Here is a 24,498-nt window from a genome sequence, read left to right as displayed (position 1 = left end):
GGATCAGACATCATGCTCTCGCTCATCCGTCCCGCCGTCGTCCTGACGCTCACCTTCACCCTCCTGACGGGCCTTGCCTATCCGCTGGCGATGACCGGCTTCGCGCAAGGCCTCATGCCCCGACAGGCCAATGGCTCGCTGGTCCTGCGCGACGGCAAGGTCGTCGGCTCGGAGCTGATCGGGCAGGCTTTCGCCAGCCCGCGCTACTTCCACGGCCGGCCGTCGGCGACATCGGCCGCTGATCCCGCCGACCCGTCGAAGACGGTCGACGCGCCCTACAACGCTGCTTCGTCGTCAGGCTCCAATCTCGGGGCGAGCTCGAAGGCGCTGGCCGATGCCATTCGCGAGCGCGCCGCGGCTCTCGGCTCGAGGCCTGCTCCGGCCGACCTCGTGACGGCTTCGGCCTCGGGTCTCGACCCGCATCTGTCGCCGGCCGCCGCCCTGGTTCAGGCCGAGCGTGTCGCGATCGCCCGCAACAAGCCGGCGGAGCGCGTGCGCGACCTCGTGCAACGCAACGTGGAAGGGCGTAGTTTCGGCCTGATCGGCGAGCCGAGGGTCAATGTCCTTGCCCTCAACCTCGCCCTCGATGCCGAGATGCCCTGACCGCATGCCAATCTCCGAACCCGACCGGCCGGTCCCGGAAGCGCTGCTCGACCAGCAGCGCCGGGCAGGGCGTGGCAAGCTCAAGGTCTTCCTCGGCGCCTCTCCGGGCGTGGGGAAGACCTTCGCCATGCTGGAGGAGGCCCGGGTGCGCCAGCGGGCCGGCCGCGATGTCGTCGTGGCGCTGGTCGAGACCCATGGCCGCAGCGAGACAGCGGGTCTGCTGGCGAGCCTGGAACAGTTGCCGCGGCGCACGGTCGATTATCGCGGACAGGCGCTGCAGGAGATGGATATCGACGCGCTGCTGGCGCGCCGGCCGCAACTTGCGCTGATCGATGAGTTCGCCCACACCAATGCGCCCGGCTCGCGTCATCCGAAGCGCTGGCAGGACGTGCTGGAAGTGCTCGACGCCGGCATCGACGTCACCACGACGCTCAACATCCAGCACGTCGAGAGCCTGAACGACGTCGTCGCGCGTATCACCGGCGTCAGGGTGCAGGAGACCGTGCCGGACGAGGTGCTGCAACGGGCCGACGAGATCGAGCTGATCGATCTGCCGCCGGAAGAGCTGATCGGCCGCCTGCGCGAGGGCAAGGTCTACGTGCCGCAGCAGGTCGGCCGGGCGCTGGAGAACTTCTTCACCAAGGGCAATCTCACCGCGCTGCGCGAACTCGCCCTGCGGACCGCGGCGAGCCATGTCGATGCCGACATGCTGACCTATATGCAGGCCAATGCGGTGAAGGGCCCCTGGCCGACGCAGGAGCGCCTGCTGGTCTGCATCAACGAGGCGCCCATCGCGCGCGCGCTCGTGCGCGCGGGGAAGCGCATGGCCGACCGCGCGAAGATCCCGTGGATCGTCGCGACCGTCGTCACGCCGCGTCACGAGGCGCTCGGGGAGGAGGCGCGCGCCGCAACCCTCGAGGCGCTGCGCCTTGCCGAGACGCTGGGCGCCGAGCCGGTGACGCTGCATTCGGAATCGGATGCGGCATCCGAGGTGCTGGCCTTCGCGCGCAGCCGCAACGTGACGCGCATCGTCATCGGGCGGCCGCGTCGGCGCTGGCCCTTCGGCTACCTGCGCGAGCCGGTATCCGACCGCATCCTCGACCGGGCGACCGATTTCGAGGTGACGGTCGTCGCCCAGCATGCCCGGATCGAGCGCCGGCGCATCCTTGCGGCCGCGGACCTGCCGCGCTGGCGCCAATGGGGGCCGATCCTCGCGGAGACCGCGGCGGCGATGGCCGCATCGACGATCATCGCATGGCCTCTCGCGTCCTTTGTGCCGCTGGCCTCGCTGGCCGTCATCTATCTCGTTGCCGTGTCAGTCGTCGCGTTCCGGCGCGGGCTGGCGGCGGCGCTGGCCGCCAGCGTGCTCGGCTTCCTCACCTACAATTTCTTCTTCACGACGCCCTACTACTCGTTCGCGGTCGAGCAGGACGAGGCGGTGGTGGCGCTGCTCGTCTTCCTGGTCAGCGCGGTCTTCACGGGTACGCTGGCGAGCCGGCTCAAGGCGCAGGTCGATTCGATGCGGGCGGCGCAGCGGCGCACCGAGACGCTCTACGCCTTCGCCCGCAAGATCGCCTCGGCCCGCAAGGCCGACGACGTGCTCTGGGCCGCCGCGGCGCATATCGCCGCGACGCTCAACTGCCGCTCGCTGATCCTGATGCCCGATGCATCAGGAACGCTCGAACAGGTTCAGGGCCATCCCGCCATCGACGAACTGGACGCCAAGTCGGAGGGCGCTGCCCGCTGGGCCTTCGAGAAGAACGAACCGGCCGGCGCCGGGACGACGACCTTGCCGACCTCGGAATGGCTGTTCGTGCCGCTGGCGACCGCAAGCGCGCCGCTCGGCGTCATCGGCGTGCAGTTCCGCGAGCGCGGTGCCGGGCTCGATCCGGAGACCAAGCGCCTGCTGTTGGCCGTAGAGGACCAGGTCGCGGTGGCGCTGGAGCGGTTCACACTTGCCGCTGACCTTGAGGATTCACGCGTCAAGGCGGAGGGAGAGAAGCTGCGGGCGGCGCTGCTCAATTCGGTCAGCCACGACCTCCGAACGCCACTGGTGACGGTGATCGGCGCGGTCACCGGAATTGCCGAGGGCGACGAGGCGCTGAGCCCCGCCGACCGCCGCGAACTCGCGGCCACCGCGCTCGACGAGGCGCGGCGTCTTGATCGCTATGTACAGAACCTGCTCGGCATGACGCGGCTCGGCCATGGCGCGCTGGAACCGAAGCGGGCGGCGATCGACCTGCGCGAGATCGTCGGACGGGTGCGCGGCGATCTGCAACGCGCCATCGCCGGTCATACCCTTGCGGTCGATATGCCGCGCGATCTTGCCCCTGTGCTGGCCGATCCCGTGCTGATCGGGCAGGCGGTCGCCAATGTCATCGAGAACGCGGCGAAATATGCGCCGGCGGGCACGAGCATCGGCGTCAGGGCCGCCAATACCGGCGACACCGTCACGCTGACCATTTCCGACGAGGGTCCGGGCATTCCGCCGGCCGATCGCGAGAAGGTGTTCGACCTGTTCTACCGCGTCTCGAAGGGCGACGGAGCGCCGGCCGGGACCGGGCTCGGTCTTGCCATCGTGCGCGGATTGGTGGAAGCCCATGGCGGCAGGGTCACCGCCGAGGCGGGGCCGGCCGGCCGCGGAACCGCCATCGCGATCGTGCTGCCGCGGGCGGATGAGGCGGTCGTGCCGGACGAAGCGAAATGACGGAGACCGCCGAAGCCCATCGCGTGCTGGTGATCGAGGACGAGGCGCCGATCCGCCGCTTTCTCGCCATCGCCCTCGGCAGCGCCGGCTTTGCCATGGAGGAGGCGGCGCGCGGCCGCGAAGGCATCGAGAGGGCGGCGACGGCCGCGCCCGATGTCGTGGTCCTCGATCTCGGCCTGCCCGACATGGACGGCAAGGCGGTGGTCGCCGCCATCCGCGAATGGTCGCAGGTGCCGATCCTGATCCTTTCGGTGCGCGACGGCGAGGCCGAGAAGATCGCGGCTCTCGATGCCGGCGCGGACGACTACGTGACCAAGCCGTTCGCGACCGGCGAGCTCCTCGCGCGCCTGCGCGCGCTCGTGCGCAGCCGCCGCCGGGCCGATACGGAGCCACCGGCGGTCGCGATAGGCGATCTGTCCGTCGATCTCGCGCGCCGGCTCGTGACGATCGGCGGGCGCGAGGTGAAGCTGACGCGCAAGGAATATGACGTGCTGGCGCTGCTGGCGCGGTTTCAGGGCAGGCTGGTGACCCACCGCCAGTTGCTCTCGACGGTGTGGGGGCCGGCGCATCTCGACGACACGCATTACCTGCGCATCGCCGTCGGTCATATCCGCGACAAGCTTGGCGACGACGCTGCGGACCCCCGCTTCATCCTGACCGAGCCGGGGGTCGGCTACCGGCTGGCCTGAGGTGCGCGTGGAGCCGGCGCCATGCGTCAGCCGGCAAAGCCGCCGTCGTCGAGGAAGGCCAGTTCCGCAGGCGTCGAGGCGCGCCCGAGCATGCGGTTGCGATGCGGAAAGCGGCCGAAGCGCTCAACGATGGCACGATGGCCGAGCGCATGGTCGAGATAAGGCATGCCGATGCGCTGGTTCAGTTCGACCGCGCGGTGCTGGCAGGCGAGATCCTCTGCGTGGGAGTACGGCAGGTACAGGAAGACGCGCAGCGCCGGATCGATGCCGGCGTCCGCACCGGCGTTGTCGGCTTCGCGCGCGATGGAGAGTGCCAGCGGGTCGGTCGCATACATGTGGCCGGTGCCACGGAAGGCGTTGCGCGGGAACTGGTCGAGCAGGATCAGCAGCGCCAGAAGCCCGTCTGGAGAGGTGCGCCAGTCATCGAGTTCGCGGCGCGCCGCGGCGAAATGCGCGTCGAGGAAGGTGTCGCGAAACCGCCGGTCGAAATTCTCGCTCTTGGTGAACCACGCATCGTGGCCCGCGTCGCGCCAGAAGCTCACGACATCCCGATGCGAAAATTTTTGCCCTGACATGACAATCCCTTGGAATGCTCCACCGGAGATCAGAAGGAGCCCGAACGAAAGGTTAGCTCTACCTTAACCCGTCCCTCCCATGGTTGGCGAACGGGCGGCGGCGCCGGCCCGGTATCGCACGGCGCCCTGATTGAAGACTTGCCATGACGGTTTTGGGCAAGGCGGTTTCGTCCGCCGATCTGGACTGGGTCGAAGCAGGAACCTGGCGGATCATGGTGGCCGAGGATTCAGGCTTCTGGCGCAATGTCGTCCGGTCCGGAATCCGCGACTTCGCATCCGATCTGACCATCATCGAGGCCGGCGACGGGCAAAGCGCTCTCGACGCGCTGTCGCGCGATCGGATCGATATCGCCTTCGTGGATCTCGCCATGCCGGAGATCAACGGCGCCGAAGTGGTCAAGCGCATTCAGGCGGACGCGCGCATGCCGTTCTTCGCGGTGATCTCCGTGACATCGGACGCCGCCGAGATCGCGCGGATGCGGAGGCTCTCGGCCTATGACTATCTGGTCAAGCCGTTCGGCTCGCAGGACATCAAGCGGGTCCTGTCGACCTACGAGCGGATATCCCGGCAAAGCCGGGTGCTGATCGTCGATGATTCCGGTACGGCCCGCTCGATCATCCGGCGCATTCTCCAGCGCTCGATCTTCAATTTCGAGATCGTCGAGGCAGGCGACGGCATCGCTGCCTTCGAGCTCTATGCCGAGCAGCCCGCCGACATCGTGTTTCTCGATCTCAACATGCCCGGCCTGGACGGCGCACAGACCATGCGGATCCTGCGCGCCCACAACCGCAATGTCCGCGTCGTCCTGATGTCCGGCAATCAGGAGGCGCTCGACCGGCATGCGGTGCTGACCCCCGCCGCGTCGCTCAAGAAGCCGTTCTTCTCCAACGATCTCGACCGGGTCGTCCACCATCTGTTCGCGCTGCCGCTGCCCTACGGCGGCGTCTGAAGCCGCGCCGGCGCATGCCTGAGCGGCGGCGATGCATGGCGGTCGGGGCTGGCGCATCGGCATGCAGCTATCCTAGCCTCGTCCGGTAGACCGCCTGAGACGGGGATTGCCGTTTGGCTGAACATCGATCCGGCCGCCCCTTCGTGATCGACGGCGCGCAATATGCCCGCTGGTCGCGCAAGGTCTTCGAGGAGATGCGGGCAGGCGGCGTCGATGCCGTGCACGCGACCGTCGCCTATCACGAGAATTTCCGCGAAACGGTCGATCTGATCGCCGCCTGGAACCGGCGCTTCGCGGAACATGGCGACCTGATCGCGAAGGCGCGTTCGGTCGAGGAGATCGAGGCGGCGCGCGCCTCCGGTCGCACGGCCATCCTGTTCGGCGTCCAGAACCCGTCGCCGATCGAGGCCGATCTCGGTCTCGTCGAGGTGCTGGCCGATCTCGGCATCCGCTTTCTCCAGCTGACCTACAACAACCAGTCGCTGCTCGGCGCCGGCTGGCAGGAATACGAGGATGGCGGCATCACGCGGATGGGCCGCGAGGTGATCGCAGAGATGAACCGCTGCGGCATCGCCATCGACATGTCCCATGCCGGCGAGCGGACGGCGGTGGAGGCGATCGAGCGCTCGGCGCGGCCCGTGACCGTTTCGCACGCCAATCCGCGCTGGTGGCGCGACACGGCGCGCAACGCGTCGGACAGGGTGATCGATGCGCTTGCAGCCCATGACGGGCTGCTGGGCCTGTCGCTCTATCCCCATCACCTCGCGCGCGGCCCGGACTGCACGCTGGAGGATTTCTGCGCCATGGCCGCCCGCCTTGCCGAGCGGCTCGGGACGCACCGCATCGGCATCGGGTCGGATCTCTGCCAGGACCAGCCGGACAGCGTGGTCGCCTGGATGCGCGACGGACGCTGGACATTCCAGACCGCCGTGAACCCGAACGGGCCGCCGGTCTTCCCGCCGCAACCCGGCTGGTTCCGCTCCAACGCCGACCTTCCGGGCATTCGCGCGGGGTTGGTTGCGGTGGGCTTCTCGGCTGCCGAGGCTGACGGCATCATGGGAAACAACTGGATCGACTTCATGCGCCGCGCGTTCGTTCGCGGCTGAGGGGTGAGCTGATGCCGCGAATGAGCCTTTCCGGGATCGAGGCGCTTGCAGCGGAGGCGCTGATCAGGCACGGGGCGAGCGAAGCGCAGGCGAGGGCGCTCGCCGCCGGCATTGCCGGGGCCGAACGCGACGGTATCCGCTCGCACGGCCTGATGTACCTGCCGGTCTATTGCGAGCACCTGACCTGCGGCAAGGTAATCGGCGCGGCGGAGCCGGCGCTGTCGAAACCGGCACCGGGGGGTCTTGTGGTCGATGCCGGCTCGGGCTTTGCCCATGCCGCCATCGATCTCGGATTGCCGGAACTGATCGCCACCGCCAGGGCGCAGGGCATTGCCAGCCTCGCCATCCGCAACTCCTACAATTGCGGCGTGCTCGGCTATCACACCGAACGGATCGCGGCTGCCGGTCTCGTCGCCCTCGGCTTCACCAACGCGCCGGCGTCGATCGCGCCATGGGGCGCGAGGAAGCCTGTGCTCGGCACCAATCCGTGGTCGCTCGCCGTTCCCGACGGGGCGGGCGGCGCGCGCTTCGTCATCGACCAGAGCGCCAGCGTCGTCGCGAAGAGTGAGGTCATCAAGCGGTCGAGATCGGGCGAGGCGATCCCCGAGGGATGGGCCTTCGACGCCGAGGGCAGGCCGACCACCGACCCGGCGGCGGGTCTGAAGGGGACGATGGTGCCGGCCGGAGGCTACAAGGGGGTCGGTTCGGCGCTGCTGGTTGAAGTTTTTGCCGCCTGTCTCGCCGGCGCGACGCCGGGCATTCAGGCGAGCCCGTTCTCCGGGCCGGCGGGGGGGCCTCCGAAGACGGGGCAGTTCTTCATCGCCATCGCGCCGGACGCGTCGTCGGGCGGGGCCTTCGCGGATCGGCTCGCCGTGGTGGTCGAGGCGCTCGGCGCGGAGACGGGCGGCAGGTTGCCGGGCGGCCGCCGCGCGGCCGCGCGCATCCAGGCGGCGGGGGGCATCGAGGTCGATCAGGGAGCCCATGACACTCTCATGCGCCTCGCTGGTCGCGCATGATGGAGCTGCGATCACCCGATCAGGTCATGCGGCTCGACCGGCTCGGCGCATCGCATCCGACCCGGATCAGCTTCCTGCGCGCCATGCTGAGGCGGGTGGAAGGCGAGGGGTGGCGCTATTCGGTGCCGGTCTGGGAGATCGATGCTGACGGCTACGGTCATGCCGTGCTGCAGGTCGATGCGCCGGCCCATTCCTATTCGCTGGTCGCCTTCTCGACACCGCTCGACGACGCGATGCGCACCGACCGGGTGATCGCGGAAGCCTGGGACACCAGCTACGTGCTTTATGACGGCGTGCCGGACGCATGCGAGATCGCGCGGTTGCGGGCGAATGCGCCCCGGCAGGAAGCGGGCCGCTACAGTGAGCGCGACCTGATCCTGTCGCGCGCCAACAAGAGCGTCCGCCTGTTCGCGCATGTCGTGGAGACGCTCGCCGAGGGTCGGCAGCCGGATGCGGAACTCGTCGAGAGCGTCGGCTATCTCATGCGCACCACGGCGGTCTACGGCAACGGCAAGTTCGGCATTGCCGATCGCGACCGGATCGCCGGACGGCCGGAATTTTCCGGGCCGTTCCGGGCCGAGATGCTGAGCGTGTGGCTGATCCGCTCGTTCACGATCATGCTCGCCGAGCATGTCGCAGCCATGCGCGGGCGGGGGCAGGCGGCAAGGCTCGATCCGGCGATGCGGCGCAGCCTCGGCGTCGGCAATTCCACCGGGCTCGGCATGGCACCGTTTCTGGTCAAGCACCCCTTGCTGGTGCACCGCTGGTTTCACGCGCGAGAGACGGCCGTGGCAAGGGTCCGGGCCCGGCGGGCAGCCAGCGAGGCAGAGATCGCTGCTTTCATGGCGGCGCTCGCGACGATGCGCGAGAACGTCCGGCGCTGGCGGACCGAGGATCCGGTTCAGGCGCCGCGAGTGGCACGGCTCGCCGATGAGCTGGCGTATGTGGCCTGTGACGCTGCCAGCATCCTGCGCACCGGCGACCGTCCATGGAACGCGCTCTACCAGTTGCACGAGGCGAAACTGTCGCCGGAAGGGCAGGAGGCGGTCGCCGCCCTGATCCTCGAACCGCATGGCGCACTGGTGGACGACCTCGCCGACGCCATGGATGCGGACGAGGACGCAGTGTTCCGCATCGACGGGGCGATGGCCTGCGGCGTGCTGCGCGAGGCCGTCGACCGCGACTATGGCTGGGCGAAGCGCTTCGATTTCGCCTCGCCGGCGGCCGATGCGCGCTTCTGGTACGTCTCGGAGGAGAAGCTCGAGCCGCGCCTCGGCGAGCGGCATGCCGAGGAGGGCGCGGGCAAGGAGCAGCCGCTGGCCGTGGCGCGCGACGTCACGGCGCTGGCGGCAGCGCTAGCCGACGAGCCGACGGACATGACAGTCGCGGCCTTTCTCATGGCGCGGCCGGAATGGCGGCACGTCGTGCGGCGCGTCCAGATCGCGGCCGGCCATCCCTACGCGGAGGTGCGCGACAACCTGATCGGCGCATCGATGCGGCCGGTGGACCTCCTGCGCGCCAAACTGGCCTTCTTCGGCGCCAGCCGGTTCGATCCGCGCTCGGACCGCTGGCTCCGCATCTCGCTTTTCGCCGATGCGCCGTTCCCGGAGGACATTTGTCGGACCGAAGCCATGCGGGCTGCGTCATGAACGAGGGCCCCGTGATCGACCTGTCGCTGAACGAGGTGGAGGCCATCGCGGCCAAGGCCGCGCGCGGGGCGGGCCTGTCATGGGGCGGCGCCGAGGAGATCGGCAAGGCCGCCCGCGCCATGGCGACGGCGGGAGCGAACTGGGACGGCCTGCTGCTGGACCTGCTGCCGGCGGTCGCGGCGGCGACCATGCCGGCCGCCGAGATCGCCGTGCTCGATCGCTTCGCGTCGGTCGAGGGCGGCGCGCGGACCCGCTTCCACATCGCGCCGCAGCGGTTGGCGGCGCTGGAGGCGCTTGGCGCCCGCACCTATGTCGCGGCAACGGCGCGCTCCCGCGAGGCCGGCGCGGGGGCCGGACTCAGCGACAACGACTGATCCGGACTTCACCGCAATCGATTTCCGTTGCGTCCACCCAGCCACGGGGTAGGCTGTTCTCCGACACGGGGCTTTCGGGAGAATGCGCATGGCGACCAAGGCATCGGCTCAGGTCATTTCCATGCGCGGCGCAGGCTACTATTCCTCCAACACGGTCGGAGCAAAGGCGGTCATCGACAAGGCCGGCGGGCTTGTCGCCGACGCGCTCGCCGGGATGGTGATCAAGCCCGCGAAAACGGCCTTTTCCGTCTGCGACTACGGCGCGGCGGATGGCGGCACCTCGCTCGACCTGATGCGCCGCGTCGCGAAGATCGTCCGCGGGACCGCGCCCGACCGGCCGATTTCGCTGACCTATACCGATCTGCCGCACAACGATTTCTCGGCGCTGTTCCGCCTCACACAGGGGCTGCTCGGCGACCAGGCGAAGAAACCGCTGGCGGAGACGCCCGGTCTCTACATCTTCGGCTCGGGCACCAGCTTCTACCGGCAGATCGTTCCGGACGGCACGCTCGATCTCGGCTTCTCCGCCACCGCCATGCACTGGCTGAGCAAGCGGCCGGGGCTGATCGCAGACCACGTCCAGGCGGTCGGCGCCAGCGCCGAGGAACAGGCGCTGTTCCGCAGGCAGGCCATGGCCGACTGGGAGACCATCCTGTTGCATCGCGTGCGGGAGCTTGCGCGCGGCGGCAAGCTGGTGCTGGCCAATTTCTGCGCCGACGAGAAGGGCCGCTATCTCGGCAATACCGGCGGCGTGAACATGTTCGACGAGTTCGCCCGCCACTGGCGCGCGCTCCGGCAGAAGGGCCGCATCACCGATGCGGAATATGCCAACGCGACCTTCCCGCAATTCTACAAGACCCCGGACGAGTTCGCCGCGCCGTTCCGCGACAAGGGCTCGAAGGTGGCGAAGGCCGGCCTCAGGCTGGACCACATCTCGACCGCCGTCACGAAATGCCCTTACGCGGCGGATTTCAGGAAGCATGGCGACGCCGCCGCCTTCGCGCGCGCCTATGTGCCGACGCTTCGCTCGTGGTCAGAGACGGTCTTTGCCGGCGCGCTCGATCCGAAGCGCAGCCCGCAGGAGCGCGCCTCGATCGTCGACGCCTTTTACGGGGCATACGAGGCCGAGGTCGCGAAGAGCCCGGAGGGGCACGCGATGGACTACGTCCACTGCTTCATGGTGATGACCAGAAGCGGCGGGCGCTAACGATATCAGAGGTCGCTTAGGTCTTCGGGGGAACGTCGAGGAAGGCGCGAAAACGTGCCACCGACGCGAGACAGACGGGAGAACTCGCATGAAACGACGCCATTTCATTGCCGGAACGGCTGGGGCGGCTGCCGCCGCCATCGCGGCACCGGCCCTTGCCCAGACACCCACCGTGCGCTGGCGCATGGTGACGAGCTGGCCGAAGAGCCTCGACACGCTGCAAGGCTCCGCCGTCGCCATGGCAGAGCGGATCAGTCAGGTCACCGACGGGAAATTCCAGATTCAGGTGTTCGCGGCCGGCGAGATCGTGCCCGCGCTCGGCGTGTTCGACGCCACCCAGAACGGAACGGTCGAGTGCAGCCACACGCTCTCGACCTATTTCTTCGGCCGTAACCCCGCGATCGGCTTCCAGGGTGGCATGCCGTTCGGGCTCAACACGCGCCAGCAGCAGGCGTGGATGTTCGCGGGCGGCGGGCGCGAACTGATGCGCGACATTTTCGCCAAGTACAACATCGTCGCCATGCCGTGCGGCAATGTCGGCGTGCAGATGGGCGGCTGGTTCCGCAAGGAAGTGAATTCGCTCGACGACCTCAGGGGCCTGAAATTCCGCATCGGCGGCGTCGGCGGCACGGTCCTGTCGAAGCTCGGCGTCGTGCCCCAGCAGATCGCGGCGGGCGATATCTATACCTCGCTGGAGCGCGGCACGATCGATGCGGCCGAGTGGGTCGGTCCCTATGACGACGAGAAACTCGGTTTCGTGAAGGTCGCCCGCTACTACTACACGCCCGGCTGGTGGGAGGGCTCCGGAGAGATCTCGACCTTCGTCAATACAGGGAAATGGGCGGAGCTGCCGCCGGCCTTCAAGGCGGCCTACGAGGCGGCGGCCAGCGAGCAATGCGTGCAGATGATGGCGCATTACGATGCCAAGAACCCGGAGGCCCTGCGCCGGCTGGTTGCTGCCGGCGCCCAGCTGCGCGCCTTTCCGCGGCCGGTGCTCGAAGCCTGCTACAAGGCGACGATCGAGACGCTCGACGACATCGCCTCCAAGAACGACGAGTTCAAGAAGGTCTATGAAAGTTGGAAGAAGTTCACCGACGAGTCGAACCTCTGGTTCCGCATCGCGGAGAACACGCTGGACCAGTTCCGTTTCGCCGCGCCCAGCTGGGTGAAGGCGTAAGGGCATCGCTGCCCGGGCCGCCGGCCGGCATGCCCGCCCGGCGGCTCCCGACACTTCCCATCGGCGCGCGAACCTGCTGATGTGCGGCGGCCGGCCGTTCGCGGCCGGCGCAGCTGCTCACCCATGACGACGGACCCATGACCTATTCCGCATTCAGGCTGTTTCGCGAGGGCCTGCGGGACCATTCCGGATGGGAAGAGGCCTGGCGCGACGCCGAACCGCAGCCGGCCTACGACGTGGTGATCGTCGGCGGCGGCGGCCACGGGCTGGCGACCGCCTACTACCTCGCGAAGGAACACGGCATCGGCCGCGTGGCGGTGCTGGAGAAGGGCTATATCGGCGGCGGCAATACCGGGCGGAACACGACCATCGTGCGCTCGAATTACCTGCTGGAGGCCAATGCCCATTTCTACGAGCTGTCGCTGAAGCTGTGGGAAGGGCTGTCCGCCGACCTCAACTATAACGTCATGTTCTCCCAGCGCGGCGTGCTGAATCTGGCGCATTCGGATGCGCAGCGCGATGCCCATATGCGGCGGGGCAACGCCATGCGCCTCAACGGCATCGATTCCGAATGGCTGACGAAGGAGCAGGTGGCGGCCTTCGTGCCGCACCTCGACGTGTCGGAAAATGCCCGGTTCCCGGTTGTCGGCGGCCTGTTGCAGCGGCGCGGCGGCACGGCGCGGCACGACGCGGTCGCCTGGGGCTATGCGCGCGCGGCCTCGCGGCGCGGCGTCGATATCGTCCAGAACTGCGAGGTCACCGGCTTCGTCATCGATGGCGGGGCGGTGAAGGGCGTCCAGACCAGCCGCGGCACGATCCGGGCGAAGAAGGTCGGCATCGCGGTGGCGGGCCATACCAGCCACGTCGCGGCCCTGGCGGGCCTCAAGCTGCCGATCGAGAGCCATCTCCTGCAGGCCTTCGTATCCGAGCCGATCAAGCCGTTCATCGACACGGTGGTCACCTTCGGCGCCGGGCACTTCTATGTCAGCCAGTCCGACAAGGGCGAGATGGTGATGGGCGGCGACCTCGACTTCTATCCGTCCTACGCCCAGCGCGGAAACCTGCCGATCATCGAGGAGGCCATGTCCTGTGGCCTGCAAATGTTCCCGGCGCTGTCGCGGCTGCGCATGCTGCGCCACTGGGGCGGCATCATGGACATGTCGATGGACGGCTCGCCGATCATCTCCAAGACGCCGATATCCGGCCTCTACCTCAATGGCGGCTGGTGCTATGGCGGCTTCAAGGCGACGCCGGGTTCGGGCTTCGTCTTCGCCCACACCATCGCGCGCGACGAGCCGCATCCGATGAACGCGGAGTTCCGGCTTGACCGGTTCGAGCGCGGCTATGCCATCGACGACAAGGGCGCCGGCCCGACGCCGCAGGCGCACTAGGGAGCGGAACCATGCTGACCATCCGCTGTCCCCATTGCGGCGAACGGACCCATACCGAGTTCACCTTCATCGGCGACGGCGAGCGCATGCGCCCGGCCGACGATGCGAGCGCGGCGGCCTGGTACGACTACGTCTATCTGCGCGACAACAGGCGCGGCCCGCTGGCCGAGATCTGGCAGCACACGCTGGGATGCCGCGGGTTTGCGCTGGTCGAGCGCGACCTCGTCACCCACGCGGTAAGCGGGACGCGGCCCTTGCCGCCGACACGGTTGCCGGGAGCGTCGTCATGAGCTTCCTGCGCAGCCGCGACCCGGGGCCGCCATTGGCCGCCGCGCAGATGCCGCAGCCGGGGCGGCTGGCATCGGGCGGCGCGGTGGACCGCGAGCAAGCGCTGGCCTTCACGTTCGACGGCAAGCGTCTTGCCGGCTATGCGGGCGACACGCTCGCTTCGGCGCTGCTGGCCAACGGCGTTCATCTCGTCGGACGCTCGTTCAAATATCACCGCCCGCGCGGCATCCTGTCGGCGGGGGCGGAAGAACCCAATGCCATCGTGCGGATCGGGGAGGGCGATCGCGCCGACCCGAACAGCCGCGCGACCATGGCCGAGCTCCACGAGGGACTGGTCGCGGAGAGCCAGAACCGGTTCCCCTCGCTGAACATCGACCTCGGCGCGGTGAACTCGCTGGTCTCGCGCTTCCTGCCCTCCGGCTTCTACTACAAGACCTTCATCGGGCCGGGGTTCGTCGGGCAGAACCGCGCCTGGATGGTCTATGAGAAGGGCATCCGCCATGCGGCCGGCATGGGCCGGGGCGTGCCCCATGCCGACCCCGACAGCTACGAGCACCGCACCGCGCATTGCGACGTGATCGTGGTCGGCGGCGGCCCGGCGGGCCTTGCGGCGGCGCTGGCGGCGGCCGATGCCGGAGCGGACGTGCTCCTCGTCGACGAGCGGCCGCAGCTCGGCGGCCAGTTGCGTTTCGAGACCTACGAGATCGATGGTATGGCCGCGCCGGATTTCGCGTCGCGCGTCGCGGCCGACCTGTCGTCGCGGCCCAATGTCCGGGTGCTGACGCGCACGACCGCGTTCGGCTTCTACGACCATGGCACGGTGGCGCTGCTCGAACGCGTCACCGACCATCTCGGTCCGGCCGCGCCGGCCGATCTGCCGCGTCAGCGCCGCTGGCAGGTGAAGGCAAGGCAGGTGGTGCTGGCTCAAGGGGCCATCGAGCGGCCGCTGGTCTTCGCCGACAACGACCTGCCAGGGGTGATGCTGGCCTCGGCCGCGCGCCGCTACGCCAATGAATATGCGGTCGCGGCCGGACGGCACGTGCTGGTCTTCACCACCAACGACGACGGCTACCGCACCGCCATCGACCTGAAGGCGAAGGGCATCGATGTCGTGCTGGTCGCAGACGCGCGGCCGGCTCCGGGCATCGTCGCGGACTGGGCGCGCGGCGCGGGAATCGAGGTTCTCGCCGGCCATGTGGTGACACAGGCGACCGGGCGCGGTCGCGTGCAGGGGGCGGCCGTCGCGCCGCTCGCGGGCGGGCGGGCGCGGATCGTCGCCTGCGACCTCATCGCCATGTCCGGCGGATTCTCACCGGCCGTACACCTCCATTCGCAGGCCGGCGGCAAGCTGGTCTGGCGCGACGAGATATCAGCCTTCGTGCCGGGCCGGATCGGTCAGGCCGCGCGGTCCGCCGGGGCCGGCAACGGTGTCTTCGCGCTCGATGGCCTGATCCGCGAGGGCGCTGAAGCCGGCGCCGCTGCGGCGGAAGCCGCCGGTTTCGCGCGCAGGGCGCTGCCCGACTGGCAGGTCGCCGACGAAGCGCCGGCATCGCCGTCCGAACCGCTCTGGGCGGTCGCCCTGCCGGAGGGGGTGAAGGCCAAGCGCTTCGTCGACTTCCAGAACGACGTGACCGCTTCCGATCTCGGCCTTGCCGTGCGCGAGAACTACCGGTCCATCGAGCACGTCAAGCGCTACACGACGCTCGGCATGGGCACCGACCAGGGTAAGACCTCGAACATCAACGGCCTCGCCATCGTCGCGGAAGCGCGCGGCGCGCCGATCCCCGAGGTTGGCACCACAACGTTCCGGCCGCCCTATACGCCCGTGACGCTCGGCGCGCTGGCCGGCGCGGAGGTCGGCCAGCACCATGCCCCGAAGCGGCGGACGCCGATGGACGCCTGGCATCGCGCCAACGGGGCGGTGATGACCGCCTCCGGCCTGTGGGACCGCCCGAAGACCTATATCCGCGCCGGCGAGACCTACCGGGAGGCCTGGATCCGCGAGACGCTGATCGTGCGGGCCGGCGTCGGAATCTGCGACGTCTCGACGCTCGGCAAGATCGACGTGCAGGGCCCGGATGCCCAGGCCTTCCTCGACCGGCTCTACTGCAACCCGATGGCGTCGCTCGCCGTCGGCAAGGCGCGCTACGGGTTGATGCTGCGCGATGACGGTTTCGTCATGGACGACGGCACCGTGACGCGCATCGCCGAGAACCGCTTCTACGTGACGACGACCACGGCCAATGCGGCCAAGGTGCTGATGCACATGGAATACCTGCTGGCGACGGCCTGGCCGGACATGAAGGTGCAGGTGGCCTCCATCACCGATCAGTTCGGCCAGATCGCGGTGGCGGGGCCGCGGGCGAGGGCGGTGCTCGAGAAGATCGCGGGCAGGGCGCTCGGCAACGACGTGCTGCCCCACCTCGGCACTACCGAGGCCCTTGTTGCCGGCGTGCCGGTGCGACTGTTCCGCGTCAGCTATTCCGGCGAGATGGCCTATGAGGTCGCGGCGCCCTGGCGCGGCGCGCTGGGCGTCTGGGAAGCGCTGGTCGCGGCCGGGGCCATGCCCTACGGGCTGGAGGCCATGGGTGCGATGCGCATCGAGAAAGGCCATGTCGCAGGAGCGGAACTCGACGGCCGCACGACCCCGGCCGATCTGGGGCTCGGGCGCATGGTCTCGGCGAAGAAGCACTTCGTCGGCAAGGCGATGCTCGGCCGCGCGGGCCTCAACGATCCGGACCGGCTCCGGCTGGTTGGGCTGGAGCCTGCCGACGGGGTCACACCGATCCCGGCCGGGGCCAATCTCGTCCACGATCCGAATGCGCCGGCACCCATGCCGATCCTCGGCCATGTCACCTCGGCGACCTGGAGCCCGACACTGCGCAAGTCCATCGCGCTAGCGCTGATGAAGCCGAGCGCGACCGAAGGCGGGCGCATGGTCGTGGCGGCGGCGCCGATCGTTGGAGCGATCGTGCCGGTGAAGATCGTCGATCCCGTCTTCCTCGATGCCGCAGGGGAGCGGATGCATGGCTGACGCAGACGCCATGACAAAGGTCGCCGTCACCCGGGCATCGCCCGAAGCGCTGCTACTGGTCAGCGCCCATCGGGATGCTGTCGGGGCGGGCGAGGCGCTGTCCGCGGCTCTCGGCTGCGCCCTGCCATCGGTCAACCGATGGACCGGCGGGGCCGGCGTGCAACTCGTCTCCGCGGGCCTCGACCGCTGGTTCGTGATCGGGCAGGGCGAGGCCGAGCCGGTACTGGCCGAACGCGTCGAGGCTGCCGTGGCCGATCGCGGCGCGGTGGTCGACCTGACCCACGCGCGGGAAATCTTCGGCCTCTCCGGCGACGGCGCGCGGACCGTCCTCTCGAAAGGCTGCACGGCCGACCTGAGGTCGGCATCCTTCGGGCCCGGCGGGGCGATCGTCACGGCCATCGGCAAGATCGGCGTGACCATCGTCGCCCAGGACGGCGGGCGGTTCGATATCCACGTTCCGAGCTCCTACGCGGACTTCTTCGCGGAATGGCTGGAGACCGCGAGCCGAGCCACGTCCTGACCGGGTGGCGCGACATCTTTGCGCTGCACACGGTTTTCTGTGGGTCATACGTATATGTCCGTATGCAAACGGAATGTTCCGCGCTCCTAGAGTGCGGCAAGAGGCGGCTTTGTCAGACCGCCACCAGAGGAGAATGACGATGTCGCCCATGCTCACCCTGCGCCGCCTCTCGGCGGGCGCGGCCTTTGTCGCGGCGATGGCGCTTGGCAGCGCCGCTCAGGCCCAGACCAAGGTCAATATCGGCATTTCCGGCTGGACCGGCTTCGCGCCGCTGACGCTGGCCAAGGAGGCCGGGATATTCGCGCGCAACGGCCTCGACGTGACGATCCGCAAGATCCCGCAGGCGAGCCGCCACCTCGCCATCGCCTCCGGCGACATCCAGTGCGCCGCGACCACGGTCGAGACCTGGATCTCGTGGAATGCCAGCGGTATCGCGACCACCCAGATTTTCCAGCTCGACAAGAGCTACGGCGCCGACGGCATGGCCGTGCGCAGCGGCATCAACTCGATCCGCGACCTGCGCGGCCGGACAGTCGCGGCTTCGGCGCCCGGCACCTCGCCCTATTTCGCGCTCGCCTGGATGCTGAAGGAGAACGGCCTCTCGATCCGCGACGTCACGATCGTCAACATGGAGCCGGGGCCGGCTGCGCAGGCCTTCGTCGCCGGACAGAACGACGCCGCCATGACCTACGAGCCCTATCTCTCCTCGGTTCGCGCCGCGCCGCAGGCCGGCAAGATCATCGCCACCACCCTCGACTATCCGATGGTCATGGACACGTTCGGCTGCACGCCAGCCTTCCTGCAGGCGAACGAGGCCGCGGCACGGGCGCTGGCCAAGAGCTATTTCGAGGCGCTGGAGATGATCCGGACCAACCAGGCGGAAGCCTACCGCATCATGGGCGCGGACGTCCGGCAGACGGCCGAGCAATTCGGCAATTCCGCGCAGTATCTGCGCTGGCAGGACCGCGACGCGAACAAGACCTTCTTTGCCGGCGAGTGGCGGCGGTTCACGGAGAAGGCAGCCGACCTGCTGCTGGAAATCGGCGTGATCCGGCAGAAGCCGAACTTTGACACGATGGTCGATACGCGGTTCATCCAGTAGCCGCGCGCCCGCATGTGCCGCTCATGGCCGGGTCAAGCCCGGCCATGACGCTTTCTGGAAGGTCGTCGGCTGACGGATCGGAGCCCATGAAACCCCTCGAACCCGTCTCGCCGGGCACGCGCATCGTCCTCGGCATATCGTTCTTCGTGGTGTTCTTCGCGGCCTGGGCTGCGATCACCTTTGGCGGCCTCGTGCCGAAGCTGTTCCTCGCCGATCCCCTGACGATGCTCCAGGAGGGCTGGAACCTCATCACCCATCACGGCTTCCTGAAGGATATCGGCGTCACGGTCTGGCGCGTGGTCGGCGGGTTCATTCTTGCCGCGCTCATCGCCGTGCCGCTGGGGCTCGCCATGGGCGCCTACAAGCCGGTGGAGGCCTTCTTCGAGCCCTTTGTCTCCTTCGCGCGCTATCTGCCGGCCTCGGCCTTCATTCCGCTGTTCATCCTGTGGGCCGGCGTCGGCGAGAAGCAGAAGCTGCTGGTCATCTTCGTGGGTTCGGTGTTCCAGATCGTGCTGATGGTGGCGGTGGCGGTCGGCTCGATCCGCCGCGATCTGGTCGAGGCGGCGCTGACGCTCGGCGCGCGCGACCAGGGCATTGTCGGGCGGGTCATGGTGCCGTTCGCCGCCCCCCAGATCGCCGAAATCCTGCGCCTCGTTCTCGGCTGGGCCTGGACCTATGTCATCGTCGCCGAACTGATCGGGTCATCGTCCGGCATCGGCCACATGATCATCGAAAGCCAAGCGCTGCTCGCCACCGGCCAGATGATCTTCGGCATCATCGTCATCGGCGTCATCGGGCTCATCTCCGACTTCCTGTTCAAGGCGCTGAACCAGAAGCTGTTCCCGTGGAGCACGATATGAGCGGCGTCGTCGTCAAGGGCGTGTCGCGCACCTTTCCGGGCGTGCGCGGCGGCGCGCCGGTTCAGGCGCTGTCTCCCGTCGATCTGACGGTCGGGGAGGGCGATTTCGTCGCGATCCTCGGGCCGTCCGGCTGCGGCAAGTCGACGCTTCTGCGCATCGTCGCCGGCCTCGACAGGCCGACCACCGGCACTGTGACGCTCGACGGCAAGCCGGTGACGGAGCCGGGCGCCCAGCGGGGCATGGTGTTCCAGAGCTACACGCTGTTCCCGTGGCTGACGGTCGCCGAGAACATCCAGTTCGGGCCGCGCGAGCGGGGCGTGGCGGTGACCGAGCGGCGCGACATCGCCGAGCGGCTGATGGCGCAGGTCGGCCTTGCCCAGTTCGCCAACCACTATCCCAAGCAGCTTTCCGGGGGAATGCAGCAGCGCGCGGCGCTGGCGCGCGCGCTTGCGAACGACCCGAAGGTTCTGCTCCTCGACGAGCCGTTCGGCGCGCTCGACCACCAGACGCGGTCGCTGATGCAGGAACTGCTGCTGAAGATCTGGGAAGACAACCGCAAGACCGTGCTGTTCGTGACCCACGACATCGAGGAAGCCGTGTTCATGGCCAACCGCGTGCTGGTGATGAGCGCAAGGCCGGGGCGGTTCAAGAGCGAGGTGCAGGTGCCCTTCGCCCATCCGCGCTCCTACCGGATCAAGACGGCGCCGGAATTCGCGCGGCTGGAAGAACAGCTGACGGAGGACATTCGCGGCGAGACGATCATCGCCGCGCAGGCGGGCTTTTGACCTCCGTCAGGTAACGACGCGCTTGATGGCGGCAAGGTCAGTCGCGAGGTCGAGCAGGCGATCGTCGGCATCCGGCCCCGGAATCTCGTCGATCGAGAAATCGAGCACGGCGAAGACCATGCTGGTCGACGGCGCGGCATAGCCGAGCGCGAGGTGCCAGTCGGGGAAGTGCCGGCGGGTGATGACCGCCCGCTCGACGAGACGCAGCGAATGGTGGCGGGGATCGGCGCCGAGCTTCGCGTAGAGAGCATCGATCGCCGCGGACGGCCCTTCGATGACCTGCGCGAACCAGCGGCGCGCACAGACGAGGAAACCGGTAATGCCGGCTCCCGCATTGGCCTTCGACGCTACCTGCTCGATATCGGCGAAGGCCATATTGAAGCCGCTGGCGTCGGTCGGCAGTTCGTGCGCGCTGACATAGGTCAGCCGGATGAGATCGGCGTCTTCCGACATTGTCTGTCCTTGCTGAGGGGACTGTGCGCCGGCTCGGCAACAAGGCCGACGACGGAGAAGGGGGCCTGTCGGGCGCGCAATAGCAGCGGCGACAGGGCGCTGATACCACAACCCGCTTCCTCCCGTGGCGTTCCCTCAGCGCTCGCCGAAGGAGGCGAGGCTTCCCTTCAGGCTATGAGTTTGCCCGGCGAATCCTGCTCCATCGGCCATTTCGGCCGCTGTATCCGATGGTAATCGTGGGTCTGGTAGCGCTGCGACGACGGCCCCTGCGTTTCGGAATAAAAGACCGTCGAGGCGAGCGGACCATAAGCCGCCATGAAATGCTGGGCCGATTTCAGCACGAGCAGCCGGTAGGATTTCGGGTTGAGGCCGAGATCGGTGAACAGCTCGCGTCCCAGCGCCTGGCAGCGATTGGTGTTGAGGATCACATCGACGCCGCCGATGCGCACTGCGGCGAGATCGCCGACCGCCGCCTTGGCGTCGCCGAAGCTCTGCCAGCGGTCGGTGGCGACCGCCAGAACCTCGCAATCGGCATCGACCGGATCACCTGAGAGATCGGAGGTCTTGCCGCCGATCCTCAGGCGCACCCTGCCGCCCGGACCGACGGCATGGCAGAACGACACGGACACGGGGTCCCAAAGGGGCGCGACCGCCGTGCCCTTCACGCCACGGCGGATCAGCTCGTGCAGCGCCATCGTGTTGTCGGAAGCCGAGCCGCCGCCGGCATTGTCGGCTGGCTCGGCGATGATCGCAGGCCCGTTGGCCGTATTCGTCGCCAGCGCCTGGTCGAGCGCGTCGACGAAATCGAGATCGGGCGGGGCGGTCTTGCCGCGCAGCGCGATGATCTCCTCGCCGAGCTGCCGCGCCAGCGCGTCGCCCTTCGGCTTGGCATTGTCGGTGTAGACCAGCATGCGCGAGCCCATTTCCGGCACGTCGGCATGGGGAAAGCCGTGGACGAAGGAGACGGAGAGAACGCCGTCCTTGCCCTCGAAGCTCTTCTGCCGAGCGACGAAGGACAGGTTCGGCTCCGACGTGGTCGGATAGAAGGCGATCATGCCGCAGTCGTAGAGCGAGGCGACCGGACGGATTTCCTTGCGGATGGTCTTCAGCACCAGCGTCACCAGTTCCTCGGCGCGCGGCACGATGTCGGTGTGCGGATATTCCTTGAACAGCACGATGACGTCGGCGAGGCGGAGACGCTTGAGCGTCAGGTGGCAGTGCGGATCGAGCTCGACGCCGATGACGCAATCCGGCCCGACAATGGCGCGCACGTGGTCCAGCAGGTCGCCCTCGCAGTCGTCATAGCCGTCCGCGACCATGGCGCCGTGCATGCCGAGCAGGACGCCGTCCACCGGCATCGCGGCCTTCAACTGCCCCAGAACCTCGTCGCGCATGGTCTCGTAGGCGCGCCTGGTGGTGAGGCCCGCCGGCTGGGCGAAGAAGCACGAGCCCTCGATGAGGGTGAAGCCCTCCTGCTGCGCGCGCCGGCGCGCGACGAAGAGCGGCGCCGTGCAGAGGCTTGGCTGGTCGGGATGTTCGCCCGGCCGCGCGACGAAGCAGGAGAGATAGCTCTCCAGCGAGGTCGGGATCGGCGAGAATGTATTGGTCTCGGTGGCGATGCTGGCCGTGAACAGGCGCATGAATTCAGGTCCCGATGCAGTGTTGCTCCGACGCCATTCGACCCTGTCACGACCCGCGGCTCAAGGTGGCAGGCGGCATGCCGTCCATGACGATGCGGAAGCCTGCCGGTCCCGCATCGGCGCCATGCCTTGTCCAACAGCCGCCGACCGGCATAGTCAGTGGTATGTCCGATGCACTCCGCCTGCCGGCCGGCGCCACCTTCCTCCTCAATCCGGCGCTCGACCGCACTCTTGCCTATGGGCCCGAACAGCGGGCGATCCTGTCGCTGGATGGCGGGGCAGCCGCCTATCGGGCGATCAGCCGATGGGACGGCTATCAGCCGACGCCGCTGATCGCGCTGGAGGCCATGGCGCGCGCGGCCGGCGTCGGCGTGGTTCTCTACAAGCACGAGGGCAGGCGCTTCTCGCTGAAGAGTTTCAAAGCGCTGGGCGGCGCCTATGCGGTCCAGCGGCTGGTCGAGCAGCGCGGCTCGGCAGACGGCCTGACGGTTACCTGCGCCACCGACGGCAATCACGGCCGCGCTGTTGCCTGGGGCGCGAAACGGCTGGGCGTCAAGGCGATCATCTATGTCCACGAGACGGTCAGCGAGGGCAGGGCGGAGGCCATCGCCGCCTTCGGCGCCGAGGTCCGGCGGGTTCCCGGCAATTACGACGACGCCGTGCGGGCCTCGGCCGAGGCTGCCGCCGCCAATGGCTGGACCATCGTCTCCGACACCTCCTGGCCGGGCTATGACCTCATTCCACGCGACGTGATGCAGGGCTATGCCGTGCTGGCGCTGGAGGCCGAGAGCCAGGGCGCGACGCCGACCCACGTCTTCGTGCAGGGCGGCGTCGGCGGCCTCGCGGCCGGCATGCTGTCCTACTACTGGGAGCAGCAGGGAGCGCAGCGGCCGGTCGTGGTCGTGGTCGAGCCGGTCCAGGCGGATTGCCTGTTCCAGAGCGCGCTGGCCGGGCGCTGGACGACGGTCGGCGGCGATCTCGATACGATCATGGCGGGTCTTGCCTGCGGTGAGCCCTCCGAACTCGCCTGGAAACTGCTGTCCCCGGGCGCCGACGCCTTCGTGACCATCCCGGACGAGCGGGCGGCCGACGCCATGCGCGACCTGGCGCCGCTCGGCATCGCCGCGGGCGAATCGGGTGTCGCGGGGCTTGCCGGCTTTCGCGCGATCGCCGGCGATGCGCGGGTGCGCGCGGCGCTCCGGCTCGGTCCGGATTCGCGCATATTGTGCATCGGCACGGAGGGCGCGACCGATCCGGAGATCTACCGCGAGATTGTCGGCCGGGATGCCGCCGAGGTCGAAAGGAGCGCTGCATGAGCCGCATCGTCACGGTCGGAGCCGCCCAGATGGGGCCGATCCAGCGTGCGCATTCGCGCCGCGAGGTCGTCGCCCGCATGGTCGAGATGATGCGCGAAGCGGCCTCTCACCGCTGCGATCTCGTCGTCTTTCCGGAATTGACGCTGACGACCTTCTTTCCGCGCTGGTGGATGGAGGACAGGAACGAGATCGACGCCTTTTTCGAGCGCGAGATGCCGTCCAACGAGACCGCGCCGCTGTTCAACGAAGCCGCCCGGCTCGGCATCGGCTTCTCGCTCGGCTATGCGGAGCTGACGCCGGAAGGCCGGCACTTCAACACCGCTGTTCTCGTCGACAAGTCGGCGCGCATCGTCGGCAAGTACCGCAAGATTCATCTGCCCGGCCATGCCGGGCACGAGCCGTGGCGCGCCTTCCAGCACCTGGAGAAGCACTATTTCGAGGTCGGCGACCTCTCGTGGGGTGTCTGGAACGCCCTCGGCGGCCATATGGGCATGATGATCTGCAACGATCGCCGCTGGCCGGAAAGCTACCGGGTCATGGGCCTGCAGTCGGTGGAGATGATCCTGCTCGGCTACAACACGCCCCGGCACAATCCGCCGGCGCCCGACCACGACCGTCTCTCGGAGTTCCATAACCAGCTCGTCATGCAGGCCGGAGCCTACCAGAACGGCACCTGGGTCGTGGGCGTCGCCAAATGCGGCGTCGAGGAGGGCTGCGAGATGATCGGCGGCTCGTCCATCGTCGCGCCGACCGGCGAGGTGATCGGGCAGGCCCTGACGCAGGACGACGAGCTCATCGTCGCCCGCTGCGATCTCGACCTGACGAAGAGCTACAAGGCCTCGACCTTCAATTTCGACATGCACCGCCAGCCGGACCAGTACCGGCGGATCGTCGAGCAGCGGGGCGCGGTGGGGCCTGAGGGGTGATCGGGAGGATATCAAGCTCGGGCACTTGTCGTGGGTGGGGGGGCGCGGCCCCCCCCCCCACCACAAAAAAAAAAACAGTGTGGAATTATACGACGGTGGACCCCGGGCGGGCCGGGCCGCACGGGTGATG

22 protein-coding genes are annotated in these 24,498 nt (G+C 68.4%); 19 read left to right on the top strand and 3 right to left on the bottom strand.

The window, feature by feature from the left end:
* Window positions 1-12: 12 nt before the first annotated feature.
* The 3 genes from kdpC to JNK84_RS21730 are packed head-to-tail and all read left to right on the top strand — an operon-like array spanning window position 13 to window position 3,999.
* Window positions 13-603, top strand: coding sequence for a potassium-transporting ATPase subunit KdpC (gene kdpC, locus JNK84_RS21740; protein ID WP_293428177.1), 591 nt, complete (start codon window positions 13-15; stop codon window positions 601-603).
* A gap of 4 nt (window positions 604-607) precedes the next feature.
* Complete coding sequence (locus tag JNK84_RS21735) at window positions 608-3,310, top strand: sensor histidine kinase (protein ID WP_293428175.1); 2,703 nt, start codon at window positions 608-610, stop codon at window positions 3,308-3,310.
* On the top strand, window positions 3,307-3,999 hold the full coding sequence (locus JNK84_RS21730) for a response regulator (RefSeq protein WP_293428173.1): 693 nt from the start codon (window positions 3,307-3,309) through the stop codon (window positions 3,997-3,999). The genes JNK84_RS21735 and JNK84_RS21730 overlap by 4 nt, the downstream gene beginning before the upstream one ends.
* Before the next feature lie 26 nt (window positions 4,000-4,025).
* On the opposite strand, the gene JNK84_RS21725 is transcribed toward JNK84_RS21730, so the two are convergent.
* Window positions 4,026-4,574: a DUF924 family protein gene (locus JNK84_RS21725; protein ID WP_293428171.1), complete on the bottom strand. Its 549-nt coding sequence runs from the start codon at window positions 4,572-4,574 to the stop codon at window positions 4,026-4,028.
* A gap of 143 nt (window positions 4,575-4,717) precedes the next feature.
* On the opposite strand from JNK84_RS21725, the gene JNK84_RS21720 reads away from it, so the two are divergent.
* The 14 genes from JNK84_RS21720 (at window position 4,718) to JNK84_RS21655 (ending at window position 20,033) form a co-directional block, all read left to right on the top strand.
* Window positions 4,718-5,524, top strand: coding sequence for a response regulator (locus JNK84_RS21720; protein WP_293428169.1), 807 nt, complete (start codon window positions 4,718-4,720; stop codon window positions 5,522-5,524).
* A 113-nt stretch (window positions 5,525-5,637) separates the two neighbouring features.
* Window positions 5,638-6,630, top strand: coding sequence for a membrane dipeptidase (locus JNK84_RS21715; protein WP_293428167.1), 993 nt, complete (start codon window positions 5,638-5,640; stop codon window positions 6,628-6,630).
* 20 nt (window positions 6,631-6,650) lie between these two features.
* Complete coding sequence (locus JNK84_RS21710; RefSeq protein ID WP_293428165.1) at window positions 6,651-7,646, top strand: Ldh family oxidoreductase; 996 nt, start codon at window positions 6,651-6,653, stop codon at window positions 7,644-7,646.
* Window positions 7,643-9,295 (top strand): hypothetical protein, encoded by a 1,653-nt coding sequence (locus JNK84_RS21705; protein WP_293428163.1) that lies wholly within the window; start codon window positions 7,643-7,645, stop codon window positions 9,293-9,295. Before JNK84_RS21710 ends, JNK84_RS21705 begins: the two co-directional genes overlap by 4 nt.
* The gene (locus JNK84_RS21700) at window positions 9,292-9,669 is read left to right on the top strand and encodes a DUF3726 domain-containing protein (RefSeq protein ID WP_293428161.1); all 378 of its coding nucleotides are present in this window, start codon (window positions 9,292-9,294) and stop codon (window positions 9,667-9,669) included. The genes JNK84_RS21705 and JNK84_RS21700 overlap by 4 nt, the downstream gene beginning before the upstream one ends.
* An 88-nt stretch (window positions 9,670-9,757) precedes the next feature.
* Window positions 9,758-10,876 (top strand): SAM-dependent methyltransferase, encoded by a 1,119-nt coding sequence (locus JNK84_RS21695; RefSeq protein WP_293428159.1) that lies wholly within the window; start codon window positions 9,758-9,760, stop codon window positions 10,874-10,876.
* Window positions 10,877-10,964: 88 nt separating this feature from the next.
* Window positions 10,965-12,053, top strand: a complete 1,089-nt coding sequence (locus JNK84_RS21690; protein WP_293428157.1) for a TRAP transporter substrate-binding protein — start codon at window positions 10,965-10,967, stop codon at window positions 12,051-12,053.
* A gap of 137 nt (window positions 12,054-12,190) precedes the next feature.
* Window positions 12,191-13,444 (top strand): sarcosine oxidase subunit beta family protein, encoded by a 1,254-nt coding sequence (locus JNK84_RS21685; protein WP_293428155.1) that lies wholly within the window; start codon window positions 12,191-12,193, stop codon window positions 13,442-13,444.
* Window positions 13,445-13,455: 11 nt separating this feature from the next.
* The gene (locus JNK84_RS21680; protein WP_293428153.1) at window positions 13,456-13,734 is read left to right on the top strand and encodes a sarcosine oxidase subunit delta; all 279 of its coding nucleotides are present in this window, start codon (window positions 13,456-13,458) and stop codon (window positions 13,732-13,734) included.
* A gap of 47 nt (window positions 13,735-13,781) precedes the next feature.
* Window positions 13,782-16,766: a sarcosine oxidase subunit alpha family protein gene (locus JNK84_RS21675; RefSeq protein WP_293428282.1), complete on the top strand. Its 2,985-nt coding sequence runs from the start codon at window positions 13,782-13,784 to the stop codon at window positions 16,764-16,766.
* Window positions 16,759-17,286, top strand: a complete 528-nt coding sequence (locus tag JNK84_RS21670; RefSeq protein ID WP_293428151.1) for a sarcosine oxidase subunit gamma — start codon at window positions 16,759-16,761, stop codon at window positions 17,284-17,286. The genes JNK84_RS21675 and JNK84_RS21670 overlap by 8 nt, the downstream gene beginning before the upstream one ends.
* Window positions 17,287-17,443: 157 nt before the next feature.
* Window positions 17,444-18,388: an ABC transporter substrate-binding protein gene (locus tag JNK84_RS21665; protein ID WP_441343286.1), complete on the top strand. Its 945-nt coding sequence runs from the start codon at window positions 17,444-17,446 to the stop codon at window positions 18,386-18,388.
* An 86-nt stretch (window positions 18,389-18,474) separates the two neighbouring features.
* The gene (locus JNK84_RS21660; RefSeq protein WP_293428149.1) at window positions 18,475-19,248 is read left to right on the top strand and encodes an ABC transporter permease; all 774 of its coding nucleotides are present in this window, start codon (window positions 18,475-18,477) and stop codon (window positions 19,246-19,248) included.
* Complete coding sequence (locus JNK84_RS21655) at window positions 19,245-20,033, top strand: ABC transporter ATP-binding protein (protein WP_293428147.1); 789 nt, start codon at window positions 19,245-19,247, stop codon at window positions 20,031-20,033. The genes JNK84_RS21660 and JNK84_RS21655 overlap by 4 nt, the downstream gene beginning before the upstream one ends.
* Window positions 20,034-20,039: 6 nt before the next feature.
* Here JNK84_RS21655 and JNK84_RS21650 read toward each other — a convergent pair whose 3' ends face one another.
* Together JNK84_RS21650 and JNK84_RS21645 are read right to left on the bottom strand one after the other, a co-directional pair.
* Window positions 20,040-20,486, bottom strand: a complete 447-nt coding sequence (locus JNK84_RS21650; protein ID WP_293428145.1) for a BLUF domain-containing protein — start codon at window positions 20,484-20,486, stop codon at window positions 20,040-20,042.
* Window positions 20,487-20,653: 167 nt separating this feature from the next.
* Window positions 20,654-22,126 (bottom strand): M81 family metallopeptidase, encoded by a 1,473-nt coding sequence (locus tag JNK84_RS21645; RefSeq protein ID WP_293428143.1) that lies wholly within the window; start codon window positions 22,124-22,126, stop codon window positions 20,654-20,656.
* A 164-nt stretch (window positions 22,127-22,290) separates the two neighbouring features.
* On the opposite strand from JNK84_RS21645, the gene JNK84_RS21640 reads away from it, so the two are divergent.
* Both JNK84_RS21640 and JNK84_RS21635 read left to right on the top strand, forming a co-directional pair.
* Window positions 22,291-23,442, top strand: a complete 1,152-nt coding sequence (locus JNK84_RS21640) for a diaminopropionate ammonia-lyase (protein WP_293428141.1) — start codon at window positions 22,291-22,293, stop codon at window positions 23,440-23,442.
* On the top strand, window positions 23,439-24,368 hold the full coding sequence (locus JNK84_RS21635; protein ID WP_293428139.1) for an N-carbamoyl-D-amino-acid hydrolase: 930 nt from the start codon (window positions 23,439-23,441) through the stop codon (window positions 24,366-24,368). Before JNK84_RS21640 ends, JNK84_RS21635 begins: the two co-directional genes overlap by 4 nt.
* The last annotated feature ends 130 nt before the right edge of the window (window positions 24,369-24,498 follow it).

Origin of the sequence: Phreatobacter sp. (assembly GCF_016793595.1) — a bacterium.
In the GTDB taxonomy this organism is placed as follows: Bacteria; Pseudomonadota; Alphaproteobacteria; order Rhizobiales; family Phreatobacteraceae; genus Phreatobacter.
This window is presented reverse-complemented; position numbering and strand designations above follow the sequence as displayed.

Coding starts and splice junctions, on each gene's coding strand:
- kdpC (WP_293428177.1), top strand. CDS start 13: ATGCTCTCGCTCATCCGTCCCGCCGTCGTCCTGACGCTCACCTTCACC.
- JNK84_RS21735 (WP_293428175.1), top strand. CDS start 608: ATGCCAATCTCCGAACCCGACCGGCCGGTCCCGGAAGCGCTGCTCGAC.
- JNK84_RS21730 (WP_293428173.1), top strand. CDS start 3,307: ATGACGGAGACCGCCGAAGCCCATCGCGTGCTGGTGATCGAGGACGAG.
- JNK84_RS21725 (WP_293428171.1), bottom strand. CDS start 4,574: ATGTCAGGGCAAAAATTTTCGCATCGGGATGTCGTGAGCTTCTGGCGC.
- JNK84_RS21720 (WP_293428169.1), top strand. CDS start 4,718: ATGACGGTTTTGGGCAAGGCGGTTTCGTCCGCCGATCTGGACTGGGTC.
- JNK84_RS21710 (WP_293428165.1), top strand. CDS start 6,651: ATGAGCCTTTCCGGGATCGAGGCGCTTGCAGCGGAGGCGCTGATCAGG.
- JNK84_RS21705 (WP_293428163.1), top strand. CDS start 7,643: ATGATGGAGCTGCGATCACCCGATCAGGTCATGCGGCTCGACCGGCTC.
- JNK84_RS21700 (WP_293428161.1), top strand. CDS start 9,292: ATGAACGAGGGCCCCGTGATCGACCTGTCGCTGAACGAGGTGGAGGCC.
- JNK84_RS21695 (WP_293428159.1), top strand. CDS start 9,758: ATGGCGACCAAGGCATCGGCTCAGGTCATTTCCATGCGCGGCGCAGGC.
- JNK84_RS21690 (WP_293428157.1), top strand. CDS start 10,965: ATGAAACGACGCCATTTCATTGCCGGAACGGCTGGGGCGGCTGCCGCC.
- JNK84_RS21685 (WP_293428155.1), top strand. CDS start 12,191: ATGACCTATTCCGCATTCAGGCTGTTTCGCGAGGGCCTGCGGGACCAT.
- JNK84_RS21680 (WP_293428153.1), top strand. CDS start 13,456: ATGCTGACCATCCGCTGTCCCCATTGCGGCGAACGGACCCATACCGAG.
- JNK84_RS21675 (WP_293428282.1), top strand. CDS start 13,782: ATGCCGCAGCCGGGGCGGCTGGCATCGGGCGGCGCGGTGGACCGCGAG.
- JNK84_RS21670 (WP_293428151.1), top strand. CDS start 16,759: ATGGCTGACGCAGACGCCATGACAAAGGTCGCCGTCACCCGGGCATCG.
- JNK84_RS21660 (WP_293428149.1), top strand. CDS start 18,475: ATGAAACCCCTCGAACCCGTCTCGCCGGGCACGCGCATCGTCCTCGGC.
- JNK84_RS21655 (WP_293428147.1), top strand. CDS start 19,245: ATGAGCGGCGTCGTCGTCAAGGGCGTGTCGCGCACCTTTCCGGGCGTG.
- JNK84_RS21650 (WP_293428145.1), bottom strand. CDS start 20,486: ATGTCGGAAGACGCCGATCTCATCCGGCTGACCTATGTCAGCGCGCAC.
- JNK84_RS21645 (WP_293428143.1), bottom strand. CDS start 22,126: ATGCGCCTGTTCACGGCCAGCATCGCCACCGAGACCAATACATTCTCG.
- JNK84_RS21640 (WP_293428141.1), top strand. CDS start 22,291: ATGTCCGATGCACTCCGCCTGCCGGCCGGCGCCACCTTCCTCCTCAAT.
- JNK84_RS21635 (WP_293428139.1), top strand. CDS start 23,439: ATGAGCCGCATCGTCACGGTCGGAGCCGCCCAGATGGGGCCGATCCAG.